Origin of the sequence: Sphaerisporangium melleum, assembly GCF_014646695.1 — a bacterium.
In the GTDB taxonomy this organism is placed as follows: Bacteria; Actinomycetota; Actinomycetes; order Streptosporangiales; family Streptosporangiaceae; genus Sphaerisporangium; species Sphaerisporangium melleum.
This window is the reverse complement of record NZ_BMNT01000002.1, coordinates 158,058-174,524: the sequence shown is the minus strand read 5'-3', so window position 1 is coordinate 174,524 and position 16,467 is coordinate 158,058. Positions and strand designations below refer to the sequence as shown.

The 16,467-nt window shown below is 73.5% G+C and carries 13 protein-coding genes; 9 read left to right on the top strand and 4 right to left on the bottom strand.

Translation table 11 applies throughout. The annotated features are described in order from the left end of the window. Window positions 1-370 precede the first annotated feature (370 nt). Together IEY93_RS02580 and IEY93_RS02575 are read left to right on the top strand one after the other, a co-directional pair. Window positions 371-2,773, top strand: a complete 2,403-nt coding sequence (locus IEY93_RS02580; RefSeq protein ID WP_229690794.1) for a hypothetical protein — start codon at window positions 371-373, stop codon at window positions 2,771-2,773. 76 nt (window positions 2,774-2,849) lie between these two features. Beyond that, window positions 2,850-3,764, top strand: coding sequence for a permease-like cell division protein FtsX (locus tag IEY93_RS02575; RefSeq protein ID WP_189161295.1), 915 nt, complete (start codon window positions 2,850-2,852; stop codon window positions 3,762-3,764). 65 nt (window positions 3,765-3,829) lie between these two features. On the opposite strand, the gene IEY93_RS02570 is transcribed toward IEY93_RS02575, so the two are convergent. Together IEY93_RS02570 and IEY93_RS02565 are read right to left on the bottom strand one after the other, a co-directional pair. Further along, window positions 3,830-4,777, bottom strand: coding sequence for a hypothetical protein (locus IEY93_RS02570; RefSeq protein WP_189161294.1), 948 nt, complete (start codon window positions 4,775-4,777; stop codon window positions 3,830-3,832). After that, window positions 4,774-5,697, bottom strand: a complete 924-nt coding sequence (locus IEY93_RS02565) for a hypothetical protein (RefSeq protein ID WP_189161293.1) — start codon at window positions 5,695-5,697, stop codon at window positions 4,774-4,776. The genes IEY93_RS02570 and IEY93_RS02565 overlap by 4 nt, the downstream gene beginning before the upstream one ends. Window positions 5,698-5,992: 295 nt before the next feature. Here IEY93_RS02565 and IEY93_RS02560 point away from each other — a divergent pair, with 295 nt between their 5' ends. Together IEY93_RS02560 and IEY93_RS02555 are read left to right on the top strand one after the other, a co-directional pair. Continuing rightward, window positions 5,993-6,922 (top strand): glycosyltransferase family 2 protein, encoded by a 930-nt coding sequence (locus tag IEY93_RS02560; RefSeq protein ID WP_229690793.1) that lies wholly within the window; start codon window positions 5,993-5,995, stop codon window positions 6,920-6,922. 1 nt (window position 6,923) lies between these two features. Beyond that, a complete protein-coding gene (locus IEY93_RS02555) occupies window positions 6,924-8,021 on the top strand; it encodes a glycosyltransferase family 4 protein (RefSeq protein ID WP_189161291.1) in 1,098 nt (365 codons plus the stop codon). On the opposite strand, the gene IEY93_RS02550 is transcribed toward IEY93_RS02555, so the two are convergent. Further along, window positions 7,967-8,914 (bottom strand): lysylphosphatidylglycerol synthase transmembrane domain-containing protein, encoded by a 948-nt coding sequence (locus IEY93_RS02550; RefSeq protein ID WP_229690792.1) that lies wholly within the window; start codon window positions 8,912-8,914, stop codon window positions 7,967-7,969. The genes IEY93_RS02555 and IEY93_RS02550 overlap by 55 nt on opposite strands. 302 nt (window positions 8,915-9,216) lie before the next feature. On the opposite strand from IEY93_RS02550, the gene IEY93_RS02545 reads away from it, so the two are divergent. From IEY93_RS02545 to IEY93_RS02530, 4 genes are all read left to right on the top strand, one after another. Next, window positions 9,217-10,122: a class I SAM-dependent methyltransferase gene (locus IEY93_RS02545; RefSeq protein ID WP_203968329.1), complete on the top strand. Its 906-nt coding sequence runs from the start codon at window positions 9,217-9,219 to the stop codon at window positions 10,120-10,122. Beyond that, on the top strand, window positions 10,119-11,063 hold the full coding sequence (locus IEY93_RS02540) for a lysylphosphatidylglycerol synthase domain-containing protein (RefSeq protein WP_189161289.1): 945 nt from the start codon (window positions 10,119-10,121) through the stop codon (window positions 11,061-11,063). The genes IEY93_RS02545 and IEY93_RS02540 overlap by 4 nt, the downstream gene beginning before the upstream one ends. Window positions 11,064-11,145: 82 nt before the next feature. After that, window positions 11,146-12,249, top strand: coding sequence for a mannose-1-phosphate guanylyltransferase (gene manB, locus IEY93_RS02535; protein ID WP_189161288.1), 1,104 nt, complete (start codon window positions 11,146-11,148; stop codon window positions 12,247-12,249). Window positions 12,250-12,320: 71 nt separating this feature from the next. Beyond that, complete coding sequence (locus IEY93_RS02530) at window positions 12,321-13,244, top strand: DNA-3-methyladenine glycosylase family protein (protein WP_189161287.1); 924 nt, start codon at window positions 12,321-12,323, stop codon at window positions 13,242-13,244. A gap of 182 nt (window positions 13,245-13,426) precedes the next feature. Here IEY93_RS02530 and IEY93_RS39250 read toward each other — a convergent pair whose 3' ends face one another. Beyond that, complete coding sequence (locus tag IEY93_RS39250; protein WP_268241517.1) at window positions 13,427-13,561, bottom strand: hypothetical protein; 135 nt, start codon at window positions 13,559-13,561, stop codon at window positions 13,427-13,429. Window positions 13,562-13,736: 175 nt separating this feature from the next. Here IEY93_RS39250 and IEY93_RS02525 point away from each other — a divergent pair, with 175 nt between their 5' ends. Then, window positions 13,737-16,448: a bifunctional FO biosynthesis protein CofGH gene (locus tag IEY93_RS02525; RefSeq protein WP_189161286.1), complete on the top strand. Its 2,712-nt coding sequence runs from the start codon at window positions 13,737-13,739 to the stop codon at window positions 16,446-16,448. Window positions 16,449-16,467: the final 19 nt, after the last annotated feature.

Here is a 16,467-nt window from a genome sequence, read left to right as displayed (position 1 = left end):
CCCGGGCCGTACGTTACCCGTCACCGGCGCCATCCGGTGCCCGCCTGCCGGGGCCTGTGGATAACCACGCGACGTCCGCCGGGCGGGCCACCTGCCGTGCCCGGGACGCCGCCCGAAGATGGGAACGACCAGGGAGAGCAGCACTTCGGCGGCATGAGGGCGGGGACCGAGAGGGGCCGGGGGATGGAGAGGACGGCATTCGGGTGGCAGAGGGCTGATGGGGGCGGCCCGGTCAGAGCCCGGTGAGGATTCCCGCCGACGATGGGTCCGGCAGGACGGCTCCGAGGGGGGGCAGGTCCTGGCCGTCGTCAGAGGGGGAGGGTTTCGGTGGCATGGGGGCGACGGGGCGGGGGCTAGGCTCGCGGGGTTGATGGACGGAATCTTGCGTGATCGGTCACGATGGCCGCCGGCGGGCCGGGTGCTCGCGGCGGTCACGGTCATGCCCGTCCTCGCGCTGACCGGCTGGCTGCTCGCCGGGCTCCCCCTGCTGCTGGCCGGCTGGTTCCGTCCGCTGCCCGCCCTGCTCCTCGGCGGCGCGCTCGCGCTCGCCCTCTGCCTGTACGGCACCGGCTCCCGCGCGGTCCGGCCGTACCGCACGGCGGGCACGGGGGACGGTCCGCGCGAGGGTGCGGCGGGACCGGCCCGGCACAGTGGCGCGCGCGCAGGCGAGACGTCCGGTGGCCGGGATGCGCGGGAGGCTGGAGGACACGGGACCGGGGCGGACCGCTGGACGGGCGTGGGTCGGCGCTGGTTGGGCGTGCTACGCCCAGGGACGGGCATGGCATGGCGCGGGGTGGGCGCGGGACGGCCAGGGACGGGCGCGGGTGGGGAGGTGACGGACGCGTCGGTGTGGCAGGTCGTGGCGGTCGCGGTCATCGCCGCCGCCTCGGGCGCGTTCAACGCCGTCTTCCGCACCGAGCAGCTCATCGTCCGCAGGGATCCCGCGACGTACGCGCAGTACACCGCCTGGATCGCCCGGCACGGTTCGCTGCCCATCCCGTACCCCACGGCGGCGTTCGGCGGCCCCGATCCCGCGCTGCAGTTCGAGACCATCGGCTTCTACGACCACGGCGGCGCCGTGGTGCCGCAGTTCATGGCGGGCGCGCCGCTCATCGACGCCATCGGCTACTGGCTCGGCGGACTGACCGGGCTGCTGATGGTCCCGCCCGTGCTCGGGGCGCTGGCCGTGCTGACCGTGGCGGGGGTCGCCGCCCGGCTGGCGGGCGGGCGCTGGGCGCCTCCGGCGGCGCTGGCGTCCGCCGTCGCCATGCCGATCCTGTACACCTCGCGCACGACGTTCAGCGAGATCCCGTCCCTGATCCTCATCTTCGGCGGCATGGCCCTCGCGCTCGACGCCCGTGGCCGTTCGCGCTGGATGGCGGCGCTCGCCGGGCTGGCCTTCGGGCTCGCGGTCCTGGTGCGCATCGACGGGCTGCGCGATGTGCTGCCCGTCCTGGCGTACGCGGGGCTGCTGATCGCGTTGCGCGGCGCGCGCGGCCGGGGCGAGGCGTACGCGCGCATGGGGCCCCCGCTGCTGGGCGGCCTGCTGGTGGGCAGCGGTCTGGGGCTGGCCGCGGCCTTCTTCCTGGCCAGGCCGTACCTGAACTACCTGTCCGGCTCGGTGCGGCCGTTGCTGGCGATCTGCGCGGTGGTGCTGGTGCTCACCGCGGTGGGCGCGGTCGCCGGGCCGAAGCTCGCGCCGGGCGTGCCGCGGCTGCTGCGAACGGGGTGGCGTGCCCGCCTGCTGCCCGGCCTCGCGGCGGCGCTGGTCGTCCTGGTGGCCGCCGGTTTCGCGGTGCGCCCGTGGGTGCAGACGGTGCGCCGCGTGCCGGCCAACCTGGACGACAGGCTCAATTCGATCTTCATCGAGTGGACGCAGCAGGCGAACGGGCTGCCGGCCGACGGAGAGCGGCTGTATTCGGAGCAGTCGCTGTACTGGGTGTTCTGGTACATCGGCGTGCCGGCGGTGGCGCTCGCCACCCTCGCCGCGGCCGTGGTGACCTGGCGGATGGCGCGGGGCAGGGAGTTTCGCTGGCTGCTGCCGCTGGCCGTCATCGGCTGGACGACGGTCACGACGCTGTGGCGCCCGGCCATCACCCCCGATCACCCGTTCGCCTCCCGCCGGCTGGTGCCCGTGGTGATCCCCGGCCTGATCGTCCTCGCGGCCTGGGGGGCGCGCTGGGCCTGGGCGAAGATGCGCGACGCCGGGTACGGGCCGCCGGTGCTGCGCGTGGCGGTCGCGGGAAGCGTCGTGCTGCTGGTGGTGCCCGCGGTGGTCACCTCGATCGGCACGGCGTTCACGCCGGTCGAGCGTGGCGAGGCGGCCGCGGTGCGCGGGCTGTGCGCCGCGCTGCCCCGCGACGCCTCGGTGCTGATGGTCGAACGGGTCACCGGAGACCGGTTCACCCAGGTGGTGCGGGCGATGTGCGACCGCCCCGCCGCCGTGGTGCGCAGGCCGGGCGGCGCCGACGCCACGCCGGGCGACGGCACCGGCGCCGGGACGGGCGCGGCCGACGGCTCCTCGGCCGGCACGGGCGCCGGCCGGGACGTGGCGGCGGCCTCCGACGTGCTGCGCCTGGCCGGGCGCATCCGCGCCGCCGGCCGTGTCCCCGTCCTGCTCGCCGCCGAGCGCCTGCAACTGCTCAGGTACGGCACCCCGACGCAGGTCGTGCGCCTGCGCACCCGTCAGGACGAGCGCTCTCTCGTCGACCCGCCGAACGGCACCTGGTCGCTGTCGATCGACGTGTGGATGGTCGTCCCGGCCACCGGCTGATTTTCGGCCGCCCGCCCCGCCCTTCTGGCCTGTCCGCCGATTGACGGCGAGCGGTCATGATGAGGAGAGTTGCGGAATGAACTGGCGAGTGGAACCGCCGCAGGCCCAGGAGGAGCTGTCGTTCGGGGACGATGCCGACCGGGAGTCGCGGTTACGGCTCTGGGAGACGGCCGTCCGGGGGTGGGCGTCGGCGCACCGCCGGCTGCTCGCGGCCGGGGCGGCGGTCGTCGTCCTGCTCGGCGCCGGCGGCTGGTATCTGTACCAGGAGTCCCGCAGGCCGCTCCCGCCGCCCGACGTCGCCCTGCCGGTGCAGAACCGCTTCTCCGTCAAGCTGTGCGAAGCCAGGTGGCCCGTCTGCCAGTTCGGCGCGACGGAGGCCGCCAGGGACCACCGGCGCATGGAGGCGGAGCTGCGGGCCATCCCCGGGGTCGCGTCCGTGAGGTTCGTGAGCGCCCAGGAGCAGTACGAGCAGTTCGGCACGTCGTCGTCCGACCCGGACGACGGTACCTCGGTGCAGGTCACGCCGGACATGTTCGACGACGAGTTCGACGGTGTGCTGCGCAGTCCCGCCGATTTCCGCCAGGTCGCGGCGGAGGCGCATCTCGTCTCTGGTGTGTTCCGGGTCCAGCGCACTCCGACCGACTTCTGGGCGGGCAAGGCGGACGTGACGGTGGCCCTGTGCGGCAACCCCTTCGCCAAGGTGTGCGGGCCGATCGTGAACCGCACGCTCACCGACGACGAGCGGCAGGCGGTGCTCGACCGGATCCGCGAGGTGGACGGCGTCGAGAAGATCTACTTCGAGGACCGGGAGCACGCGCTGAAGCTGGAGAAGCACTACTACCCTGAAGGCCGGGATTACGGGGCGCCCATCACGCTCGCCTACATGCAGGAATCCTTCCGGATCAAGATCGCCCGGCCGGACGCCGTACCGGCGGTACGCGCGGCAATCAACGGCGTCCCAGGAGTCCTGGGGGTCTACCGCGGCGGCTAGCCGGCGCACGCTCGATCACTCCACGGCATCGCCGGTCGTGTCCGTCCTGCTCCGCTGCCCCGGTCTCAGCGCTTGCGGGTCCGGCAGAGCGGGCTCTCCGGCGGTGGTCCCGCGGTCAGTGAGATGACCCGGCCGGCGATCGAGGCCGACGCGCTCAGACGGGTGGCCGGTCCGGCGTCGTTGCAGGTGACCCGGTACTGAATGCGATCGGTCCGCACGTGTTGCACCCGGCCGTCGGTGTGGAACAGCACCGCCCAGCCGTCGCTCAGCGCCAGCACCCTGGCTTCCTGGGGTTCGACCCAGGTGGACGGGCTGCCGATGCCGACCCTCTCGTTGGGGAGCCAGGCGATCCCCGGGACGCTGAGCGCCATGAGCGCGACGCCGGCCACCGCGGCGAAGGCCGCGGCGGCGCGCGGCGGGGTGCCGATGCGGCCGGCCAGGGCCACCGCCGCGAGCGCCGCCCCGCACAGGACGGCGCCGGTCACCGGCGCGACGGGGTACCGCAGCGCGTGCAGGTCCGCGAGACCGGCCGCCGCGAGCGCCGCGACCGGCAGTGCCCTGACGGCCCCGCCCGCCGCCCGGACGACGGCGGGCCCGCGCGACGGCAGCGGCACGGGGAGCGGTGCTCCCCTCACGGCCGGCCCCAGGAGCAGCATGGCGGCCGCGGGAGAGGCCCATGCCGCGTACATCGGGAGCAGCAGGAGCGCGTAGCAGGCCGCGAGGAGGACCAGACCGGTCGAGTGCACGGGTGCCCGCCGTCCCGTGCCGGCGGTGACGGCCATGACGAGCAGCCACGCCAGCACCGCCCAGGGCAGCAGGTCCAGCGCGACCGAGAACGTCATCGACGTGATGTTCGCGTACTGGACCAGGGTGATGGCCACCGAGATCTGCCCTCTGGCGGCGACCCAGAGCTGTACGCATCCGACGATCAGCGGAATGGCCGGGAGGAGGGCTCCCCAGACGAGGCTCGTACCCGTCTCGCCCGAACCGCCGGAGGGCGGGGCTTCGCTCATCGCCGGAGCATCGTGCCGTCGGGCTGCCTGCCGAGCAGGCTCGGATGCCGGACGCGCCCGCAGTCGGTCAACGTGGCCCCGCACATCAGCGGCGAGCTCTTGAACACGATTCCCACCTCGTCCTGGCCGTCCGCCGTGTAGACCTGCCGCACTCGGGGATAGGACGCCAGCAGGAACTCCCGCCCCGCCCCAGGCACCCTGATCTTGTGCGCGACGCCATTGATCTCGTAATGGAGCAGAAGGTGCCATTGGCACAGGCCGCACTTCTGCGTGACGGCGTACATGAGGAACGTGCCGTCCTGCAGGTCGGGGATCGGGTAACCGGCCTGGCGGAACCTCCGGACCGGCGTCAGCCCTTCGACGGAGACCTCGTCGGCCTTGGGTGTCCACGCGTACGCGTTCGGCTCGTCCAGCCGCAGGATCACGGTCTTGGGCAGCTCCCCGCCGAGGTCCGGCCCGCCGAGGGCGAGCGGGACGATCACGTCGCTGGGCGGAAGCGGGCCGTTCCTGCGGGACACGACCGCCTGGATGTCCTGGACTTCGAGGGGAAGCTCGCCCGCCTTGACCCGCAGAAGGAAGGAGACGAGCTCGACGGGGGTGGCGCGTGCCGCCATGAACGGCTGGTACTTCTGCCGGTCGGGGTCGTCGAAGCGGGCGGGCGGCGCCTTGCCGGGCCGCATCGCCCACGAGCCGAAGAGATCGAAGAACGCTGGCTGTACGGTCACGCCGAGATCGGCGTTCTCGACGGTTCCGTACCACATGGAGGCGGTCGCCGGGCCCACGTCGGCCGGCGAAGCCACTCCTTGGGAAGACGTGGCGCTGTCTCCCGAATGCGGACGCGCCCCGGTGGCCGCCGGCGCCGCGCACCCTGCCACCGTCACCGCGAACATGAGGAACGCCATGACCCAACGGTTCGTCACCGGGAATCCTCCAGATGTGCACCACAGAAAGACTTGGCCGTGATCCATGCGCTGAGGGTTGTGCCGGCCGTCGATCGCCTGCCGAAGTGAGGGCAGCATAGGTCACCCAGAGTGAAGGATGTTCTGATTTTCTGGTGGCTTGTCGCGATGCGGACATGGGCCCCGTCCTGGCCGGTGAGCCGCGTTCGGGGAATAGGCGTCGCCGGGGCGGGCAGAAGCACCAAAGGGGACAGAAGGGGCCTTGATGGGTCGAGGGCCACTCGATACCCGGCCGGGCACTGTATCCTCGCCCGACGTGAGTGTGACCGAGACGCCTGAGACTGGATCCGCCGTGGACGCCAAGCCGTACGTGACGATCGTTCTGCCCTGTTACAACGAGCAGGACCATGTCATCGCAGAGGTCGAGCGCATCTGCGGCGCCATGGACGAGAGCGGTTACACCTACGAGCTGATGGCCGTGGACGACCACTCCACCGACGAGACGCTCGCCCGGCTGCGCGAGGCCGTGCCGCGCTTCCCGAACATGCGCATCGTCGCCTTCCACCGCAACGGCGGCTCGGGCACCGTCCGCCGCATCGGCACCCAGGACGCGCGCGGCGAGATCGTCGTGTGGACCGACGCCGACATGACCTACCCCAACGAGCGCATCCCCGAGCTGGTGCAGATCCTGGAGAAGGACCCGACGATCGACCAGGTCGTCGGCGCGCGCACCAGCGAGCAGGGCTCGCACAAGATTCTGCGGGTGCCGGCCAAGTGGTTCATCCGCAAGGTGGCCGAGCGGCTGGCCGGGCAGGAGATCCCCGACCTGAACTCCGGGCTGCGCGCGTTCCGCAGGTCGGTCTCGCTGCCCTACCTCCGGCTGCTGCCCCCCGGCTTCTCCTGCGTGACGACGATCACGCTGGCGTTCCTGTCCAACCAGCACGACGTGCACTATGTGCCGATCGAGTACAGCAAGCGGGCGGGCACGTCGAAGTTCAGCTTCATCTCCGACGCCTACCGCTACATCCTGCAGGTGCTGCGGATGGTGATGTACTTCAACCCGCTCAAGGTGCTCATGCCCCCGGCGATCTGGCTGGTGGTGATCGCTCTGGGCAAGGGCGTGGTCGACATGATCAGGCACCCGTTCTACTTCCCGGCCAGCACGGTGATGACCTTCCTGTCCGGGCTGATCATCGGATCACTCGCGCTGCTCGCCGACCTGATCGTCCGCTCCAGGGGCGAGTGAGGTGCGGGTCGCGATCGTCGGGCCGACCTATCCGTACAAGGGCGGCGGAGCACAGCACACCACCGAGCTGGCCCACCGGCTGACGGCACTCGGCCACGACGTCGTGATCGAGTCCTGGCGCGCGCAGTACCCCTCCTTCCTCTACCCCGGCCGGCAGACGATCTCCTCGCCGGAGGGGGAGCCGTTCCCGCACGTCCGGCGCGACCTCGACTGGCGCCGTCCCGACGGCTGGGTGCGGTGCGGACGGCGGCTGCGCGGCGCCGACCTGGCCGTGCTGACCCTGCTCAGCCCGGTGCAGGTGCCGCCCTACCTCGGCATCCTGGCCGGGCTGCGCCGGGCGACCGAGGTGGTCGCGCTCTGCCACAACGTGCTGCCGCACGAGCGCAAGGCCTACGACGCGCCGCTGGTGAAGGCGCTGCTGCGGCGGGTGGACCGCGTGCTCGCGCATTCGGAGGAGCAGGCGGCCCTCGCCCGCGGCCTCGCGCCCGCCCCGGTCCGGGTGGCCGGGCTGCCGCCGCACCTGCCCGCCGGGGGCGCGCCGGCGGACGCGGAGGAAGGCACGGGCGGCGTGCGCCGCCGGCTGCTGTTCTTCGGCATGGTCCGCCCGTACAAGGGCCTGGACCTGCTGCTGCGTGCCCTCGCCCGGGTTCCGGGCGTGTCGCTGACCGTGGCCGGGGAGTTCTGGGGCGGCCTGGACGAGACCCGGGCGCTGATCGCCGAGCTGGGCCTGGACGAGCGGGTCGAGCTGCGCCCGGGGTACGTCCCGGCCGGGGACGTGCCGGGGCTGTTCGCCGGCGCCGACGCCCTGGTGCTGCCGTACCGCTCGGCGACGGCGAGCCAGAACGCCTGGCTCGGTCACGAGCACGGCCTGCCGGTGATCGCCACCCGGGTGGGCGCGCTGGCCGACCACATCACCGACGGCGTGGACGGCCTGCTCGTCGAGCCGGGCTCGGTGGACGCGCTCGCCGAGACGCTCACCCGCTTCTACCAGCAGGGGGAGCCGGAGCGGCTGCGCCGGGGCGTGAAGGCCGTGGACCCCGAGCCCTACTGGGCCGCGTACACCGCGGCCTTGCTCTCCGGGCCCTCCGCCGGCGCGTGACCACGGGCCAGCGCGAATCCCGCGCCGGCCCAGACGACGTCCCCGAGGGTGAAGGCCAGCCGGGACGCCACCGCGACGACCAGCGCCTGCGGGGCGGAGAGCACGGGCGCGAGCACTAGCACCATGGCGCCCTCCCGGATGCCGATGCCGGCCGGGACGACGACGGCGAGCAGCCCGGTCGCCCACGCGAGCGCGTACGCCGCCGTGGAGACGGCGAACAGCGTCGGCCCGTCGGCCCGCGCGTCCAGCAGCAGCCAGATGTGCAGGCCGTAGCACAGCCAGCCGGCCATGGTCCACGCGGCGGACACGAGCATCGCCCTGCCCGGGAGCACCTGCTCGATCGGCTCCCTGCGGACGACGCGCAGGGCGAGGTTGAGCACGAAGGTGAGCACCCGCGGGTGCAGGCCCACGACGATGAGCGGGATCAGCGCCAGCAGGTACCAGGTGCGCGCCGCCAGGTCTCCGGAGACCAGGGGGAGGGTCACAGCCGCGAGGCCGAGCGCGCAGCCGAGCGAGATGACCAGGCCCACCACGGTGGCGCCGAACGTCCGGCGGGGCGGCGAGCCGTGGTCGCGGGCCAGCTCCATCATCGCGGCGAACGCCCACACCGAGCCGGGCAGGTATTTGCCGAGTTGCCCCATGAACAGCACTTTCGCGGCCACCCGTAGCGGCAGCGGCGAGCCGAACCCGGCCAGCACCACCTGCCAGGCGACCAGCATGCACCCCAGCCCGGCCAGGACCGCCGCGAAGGAGGCGGCCACCGTCCACCACGACAGCCGGCCGAGCGCGGTCACGGTGCCCTCCCAGTTGCGGGACAGGCCGTAGGCCAGGAACCCGAGGGCGGCGAGCGCCAGCCCGGCCCGCAGCAGGGGATTCGATCGCAACCGGCTCATCACCCGCCCAGCGTACGGTCCCCGGTTACCAGCGGGTAGGCCGAGCGCGCCGCGCCTTACCCGATCATGTACGAGCCGTGACCGCCGCGCGCCCGGTGCCGGGACGTGCGACGAACGGGTGCATCTGGCCCCTGGCGCGGGCGAGGCCGTGGCGCGGGCGTACAGGAGGCCGCGGTGGTGGGGTGCGCAAGGCCATGGCCGGTGTGCGTGGGCCCCGGACGTGCGCGTGCGTGGGTCCCGGACGCGGGCGTGCGCGGGGACGGGGCCGTGGGCGCGCCGTTCACGCACTAATGTTGGGCGCCGTGGGCACTGAACGCGTGGCGCAACTGGAGTACTCGGAGTTCCAGGCGGCGATGCTGGACGAGGCCAAGCGGCGCCGCAAGGCCGCCAAGATCATCGCGGTGCTCGCGCACTTCCTCGGCCGTGATCCCGCTCCCGCCGGCGACGGCCCGGGGGTCCTCGACGGGCTGACCGTGGCCGACATCGGCTGCTCGGCCGGGTTCATCGCCGACGAGCTGGCCGCGGCCGGCGCGCGGCACGCCCTCGGGGTGGACATCGACGTGCCCGGGCTGCGCAAGGCGGACGAGCGGTTCGGCTCACGGGTGGAGTTCCTGTGCGCGGACGGCACCGCGCTGCCGTTCCCCGACGGCTCGGTCGACGTGCTGGTCCTGAACCACATCTACGAGCACGTGGTCGACCCGGACGCCGTGGTGGGCGAGCTGCACCGCGTGCTGTCCGACGACGGCGTGCTCTACCTGGGGCTCGGCAACCGCCTCGGGGTGATGGAGCCGCACTACAAGCTGCCGTTCCTGTCCTACCTGCCGCCGTCGCCGGCCGACCGCTATGTGCGGGCCTTCGGCCGCGCCGACCACTACTACGAGCGGTTCCGCACCAGGGGCGGGCTGCGGCGCATGCTCGCGGGCTTCCACGTGTGGGACTACTCCTTCCCGGTGCTCGCCTCGCCCGAGCGGTTCGCGGGCGGCGAGCTGTTCTCCGGCGCGGTGGGCCGCGTCGCCCAGGGGACGCTCGCCCGGACGCCGCGCACGGTGCTGCGGGCGCTGCTGCCGATCGTCCCGACCTATCTGTGGGTGGCCACCAAGACGCCGCGTGCGCCGCTCGGGCCCGCGCTCCCGCAGCCGCCCGAGCCGGTCCGCACGCCCCCGGTCCGTACGGCGGCGGAAGGCACGCGGGCGGGCCGCGGGCGATGACCCGCAAGAAGCTCGTCCGGCTGCTGTTCCTGCTGGTGGCCCTCGGGTTCGGCGCGTGGGCGGTCGCCGGGCGGTGGACGCAGGTGGCCGACGCGTTCGCCCGGCTCTCCTGGCCGCTGATGGCGGGTTCGCTGGTCGCCGTGCTGGCCGCGCTGACGGCGGGAATGCTCATGTGGCGGGCCCTGCTGGCCGATCTCGGCTCGCCGCTGCGGCTCACCGACGCCGCCAAGGTCTTCTTCGTGGGGCAGCTCGGCAAGTACATCCCCGGGTCGCTGTGGCCGGTCCTCGCGCAGATGGAGATGGGCAAGGACCTCGGCATTCCGCGTTCGCGCAGCGCCGCCGCCTTTTTCCTGACATATCCGATCTATCTGGCCAGCGGGCTGATGGTGGCCGTGCTCACCCTGCCCGTCTTCGCCGGAGACTCGGTGGCCCGCTACGCCTGGCTGCTCCTGCTGCTCCCCGTCCTCGTCGCCGCCCTGCACCCGCGCGTCGTCAACGGCGTCCTCGGCCTGGGCCTCCGGCTGCTCAAGCGGCCGCCGCTCGAACGCCCGCTCACCCGCCACGGGGTGCTCGCCTCGGCCGGGTGGGCCTTCGCCGGCTGGGCCGCGTACGGCGTCCACCTGTGGCTGATCACGGCCGGCCTCGGCGCGGCGGGCCCGCGGGCCCTGGCGCTGTCCCTCGGGGCGTTCGCGCTCGCGTGGTGCCTCGGTTTCATCGTGGTCATCGCGCCCGCCGGGGTAGGGGTCCGCGAGGTCGCCATGGTGGCGGCGCTCGCCCCGGTGCTGGACGGCGGCACGGCGGTCGCGGCGGCGCTGTGCTCGCGCCTGGTGGTCTCGCTCGGCGACCTGGTGTGCGCGGGCCTGGCGGGGCTGGCCGCCCGCCGCGCGGACGCCGTCCCGGTCACCGCCGGCGGTGACCGGCCCGCCCGCCGCGACGGCTGAGTCTCGCCGGATCACGGGTGTTCACCTGGGACGTCCCGGCCGCGGCTCACCACGGGGCCGATCAGTGAGCTAGCCTCACGGTGTGACGAGCAGCTACTCGCCGGAGTCGGCGCGCCTCGAGGCCATCCTCCTCGTGGGTGGTCAGGGCACCCGTCTGCGCCCCCTGACCTTGAGCACCCCCAAGCCGCTGCTTCCGACGGCGGGCGTCCCCTTCCTGGCCCACCAGCTGGCCCGGGCCCGTTCCTTCGGAGTCCGGCGCATCGTGTTCGCCACCTCCTACCGCGCGTCGATGTTCGCGGAGGCGTTCGGTGACGGCTCGGCGTACGGCCTGTCGCTGGAGTACATGACCGAGGAGACCCCGCTCGGCACCGGCGGGGCCATCCGCAACGCCGCCCAGGCGCTCACCTGCCCGTCGGACGCGCCGGTGCTCGTGCTCAACGGCGACATCCTCTCCGGGCACGACATCGGCGAGCAGGTCGGCCTGCACGTCTCGCGCGGGGCCGCCGTGACCCTCCACCTGACCGAGGTGGACGACCCGTCGCGCTTCGGCTGCGTGCCCACCGGCGAGGACGGCCGGGTCACCGCCTTCCTGGAGAAGACCCCGAACCCCGTGACCAACCGGGTCAACGCCGGCTGCTACGTCTTCACCCGCTCGGTCATCGACGAGATCCCCGCCGGGCAGGTGGTCTCGGTCGAGCGCGAGACCTTTCCCGGCTTGATCGAGGCCGGTGAGCCGGTGTTCGGGTACGCCGACCGGTCGTACTGGCTGGACGTCGGCACGCCCGCCGCGTTCGTCCAGGGCTCGTGCGACCTGGTGCTCGGCCGGCTGGCCTCTCCGGCGCTGCCCGGCCCGTGCGGGGAGTTCCTGGCCATGCCGGGAGCCGAGGTCTCACCGAACGCCAAGATCGAGGGCGGCACGGTGGTCGGGCCGCGGGCGATGGTGCGGTCCGACGCCGCCGTGCACGGCAGCGTGCTCGACGCCGACTGCGTGGTCGAGTCCGGGGCCATCGTCGTCGACTCGGTGGTGGGCGCGGGGGCACGGGTCGACGCCGGCGCTGTGGTGCGCAACGCGGTGATCGGCGAGGGCGCGGTCGTCGGGCCCGGCAACGAGCTGCTGGCCGGCGCGCGCCTGTGGCCGGGGGTCCGGCTGCCGGCGGGCGCGGTGCGCTTCTCCAGCGACGTCTGATCCGCTCCGCGCCGCTGGGCTCGCCGCCCTGGCGTACGGGCCGGCCGGGGCGCGCCAATAGTGTGGGCGTCGTGCGGGAACGCAGGTGGCGGCCGGACGGGCCGCTGGAGCTGGAGCCGGTCATGGCGCCGCACCGGCGCGGTGGCGGCGACCCCGCCTGGCAGCTCACCGCCGACCGCGCGCTGTGGCGCACTTCCCGCACTCCGGAGGGGCCCGGCACGCTGCGGGTGACCGTCGAGCCGGGCGAGGGAGAGGTGGTCGCGCAGGCGTGGGGGCCGGGGGCGGGCCGGCTGCTGGAGACGCTGCCCGGCCTGCTCGGCGCGGACGACCGCACCGCCGACTTCGCCGATCTGCTGCGCGGTCTCGGGCACGAGGCGCACCCGCTGGTGCGCGAGCTGGCCTCGCGTCACCCCGGGCTCCGGGTGGGCCGCACGCAGCGGGTGTTCGAAGCGCTGGTGCCGGCCGTGCTGGAGCAGAAGGTCGTCGGGCGCGAGGCGTGGCGGGCGTGGCGATGGCTGCTCACCCGGTACGGCGAGCCGGCGCCGGGTCCGGCCCCGGCGCTGATGCGGGTGTTCCCCGAGCCCGAGGTGTGGCGGGCCATCCCGTCATGGGACTGGCACCGGGCCGGGGCGGAGGCCGTGCGGGCCAGGACGATCGTGAACGCCGCCGTGCACGCGGCCAAGCTGGAGGCGGCAGGTGAGGCCGAGGCTGACCGGCTGCTGCGGGCACTGCCGGGCGTCGGCGTCTGGACGTCGGCGGAGGTCAGGCAGCGCGCCCACGGCGACCCGGACGCCGTCTCGGTCGGCGACTACCATCTGCCGTCACTGGTCGGCTGGTCGCTGACCGGTGGCAGGACCGACGACGCCGGGATGCTGGAGTTGCTCGCGCCCTATCGCGGGCACCGCCACCGGGTCGTCCGCCTGCTGGAGCTCGGCGGGCGCCGCCCGCCCGCCCGCGGGCCGCGGATGGCCGCCCGCGACTACCGCTCGTTCTGAAGCGGTCTCAAGCGGTTCAAAGCGGTCGGAAACGGCGCGGTCGAAAGCGGTTCCCGCTGAGTGAGGCGGTGAGGAGGTGAGGCCTCGCGAGACATTGGTCGCCATCGCGACCGGATCGGCTGCCCGATCACCCTGGGCCCGGCCGGCGTGCCCAGTACGCAGGGCTCGCCTGGGCGGGGCGGTCAGCGGGAGGCTATCGACCGCAGACCGGCCGGCAGGTCGCTCTGGGCCCAGTCGCGGCCGTCGCGGGTGTCGGCGCCGAACAGCGGGGCGAGCAGTGCGGCGGCGGCGATGAGGGCGATGATCAGCCAGGACATCGTGATCTCCTTGGGTCGGTGCTTGCACTCCCAAGTGTGTGTCCGTGCATATGTTCACGTCTATCGAGACTTTCTCTATCCCATCATTAAGAGATGCTAAGTCTTTGCCTGGTCGTGCCGCCCTGATGCACCCCGGCGGGGTGTCGAGCTTGACCGGTTTCGTACTGTGCGATGCATGAACGCGAACCCTACGGACGCCGCCATGCGGCGGGCGCTGGCCCGGGCGAGGGACGGGAAGGCGCTCGACGCGGCGGAGGCCACCGTTCTCCTGCACGCCCGGGGCACCGATCTGGATCGCCTCCTGGAGCACGCCGGCCGCGTCCGCGACGCCGGGCTCGCCTCCGTGGGCCGGGAGGGGACCATCACCTACAGCCGCAAGGTGTTCATCCCGCTCACCAGGCTGTGCCGGGACCGCTGCGGCTACTGCACGTTCGCCACCGCCCCCGGCAAGCTCCCCGCGCCCTTCCTCAGCCCCGACGAGGTGCTCGCCATCGCCCGGCAGGGCGCCGCCATGGGCTGCAAGGAGGCGCTGTTCACGCTCGGCGACCGGCCGGAGGACCGCTGGCACCAGGCCAGGGAGTGGCTGGACGCCCACGGGTACGACGACACCCTGTCCTACGTGCGGGCCATGGCCGTCCGCGTCCTGGAGGAGACCGGGCTGCTGCCGCACCTCAACCCCGGCGTGCTGACCTGGCGCGACCTGCAACGGCTCAAGCCCGTCGCCCCGTCCATGGGCATGATGCTGGAGACGACCTCCCGTCGGCTGTTCGAGGAGAAGGGGCAGGCCCACTACGGCTCCCCGGACAAGGACCCGGCCGTCCGGCTGCGCGTGCTGGAGGACGCCGGCCGGTCCAACGTCCCCTTCACCACCGGCATCCTGATCGGCATCGGCGAGACCGTGGCCGACCGGGCCGAGTCGATCTTCGCGATCCGCCGGGTCGCCCGCGAGTACGGCGGCGTCCAGGAGGTCATCGTCCAGAACTTCCGCGCCAAGCCGGACACCGCGATGCGCGGCATGCCGGACGCCGACCTTTCGGAACTGGCCGCCACGATCGCGGTCACCCGCCTGGTGCTCGGCGCGAAGATGCGCGTTCAGGCCCCGCCGAACCTCATCGGCGACGAGTACGCACTGATGATCAGGGCCGGCATCGACGACTGGGGCGGGGTCTCGCCGGTCACTCCCGATCATGTGAACCCCGAGCGGCCCTGGCCGCAGATCGAGGAGCTCGCGGCGCGCACCGCCGCCGCGGGCTACGACCTGAAGGAACGGCTCACCATCTACCCCGAGTACGTCCTGGCCGGGGAGCCGTGGCTGGACCCGCGCCTGCGTGGCCACGTCGACGCGCTGGCCGACCCGGAGACGGGCCTGGCCCGGGACCTGCGGCCGCAGGGCCTGCCCTGGCAGGAGCCGGACGGCGGGTTCTCCGCCTCCGGGCGCACGGACCTGCACGTGGAGGTGGACGCCTCCGGGCGGGCGCAGGACAGGCGGGACGACTTCGCGCACGTGTACGGCGACTGGGACGCCCTGCGCGAGCGCGTCCCGGCCGGCGCGGGCGCCACCCCGGCGGCGGACGCCGGGACCGGCGCGGACGGCCTCGGCAACGCGGACGGCCGGAACAATGCGGACGGCCTGAGCGGCGCGGACGGTGTCACCGGCGCGGGCGAGCGGCAGGGTTCAGGCGGAGGGCGTGCCGTGGCGGGCGGGGCCGCGGGCGGCGACATGCGCGAGGCACTGCGCCGGGCCGCCGCCGACCCGGCCGGGCTCACCGACGCCCAGGCGCTCACCCTGCTCGGCGCGGACGGCGCCGACCTCGCCGAGCTGTGCCGGGTGGCCGACGACCTGCGCCGCGAGGCCGCGGGCGACGACGTCACCTACGTCGTGAACCGCAACATCAACTTCACCAACGTCTGCTACACCGGCTGCCGGTTCTGCGCGTTCGCCCAGCGGCGCACCGACGCCGACGCCTTCACCCTGTCCCTCGACCAGGTCGCCGACCGGGCCGCCGAGGCGTGGGAGGCCGGGGCGACCGAGGTGTGCATGCAGGGCGGCATCCACCCCGACCTGCCCGGCACGGCGTACTTCGACATCGCGCGGGCGGTCAAGGAACGCTGCCCCGATATGCACGTGCACGCCTTCTCGCCGATGGAGGTCATCAACGGCGCGAGCCGGACGGACATGTCGATCCACGACTGGCTGGTGGCCGCCAAGGAGGCCGGCGTCGACTCACTGCCGGGCACGGCCGCGGAGATCCTGGACGACGACGTGCGCTGGGTGCTGACCAAGGGCAAACTGCCCACCCGCGAATGGGTCGAGGTCATCACCACCGCGCACCGGGTGGGCCTGCCGACCACCGCGACGATGATGTACGGCCACGTGGACACCCCGGCCCACTGGGTGGCGCACCTGCGGCTCATCCGCCGCATCCAGGAGGAGACCGGCGGCTTCTCGGAGTTCGTGCTGCTGCCGTTCGTCCACCACAGCGCCCCGATCTACCTGGCCGGCATCGCCCGGCCCGGGCCGACGGCACGGGAGAACCGCGCGGTCCACGCGCTCGCCCGCGTCATGCTGCACGGGGCGATCGCCAACATCCAGTGCTCGTGGGTCAAGCTCCAGGACGACCTGTGCCGGGCCGTGCTGGCGGGCGGGGTGAACGACCTGGGCGGCACGCTGATGGAGGAGACGATCAGCCGGATGGCCGGCTCGGAGAACGGCTCCTACAAGACCATCAGCGACATCGCCGCGATGGTCGAGCCGACCGGCCGCCCGCTGCGCCAGCGCCTCACCGGCTACGGCGTGCCCTCGGCCGAGCGGGTGGCCGCGGCGCGGGCCAGCGACGGCGTCTGCCGCAGCGTCCGCCGTACCATCCCGCTCGTCACCCCCTCGTGACCTCCCTCGTGACCTCCCT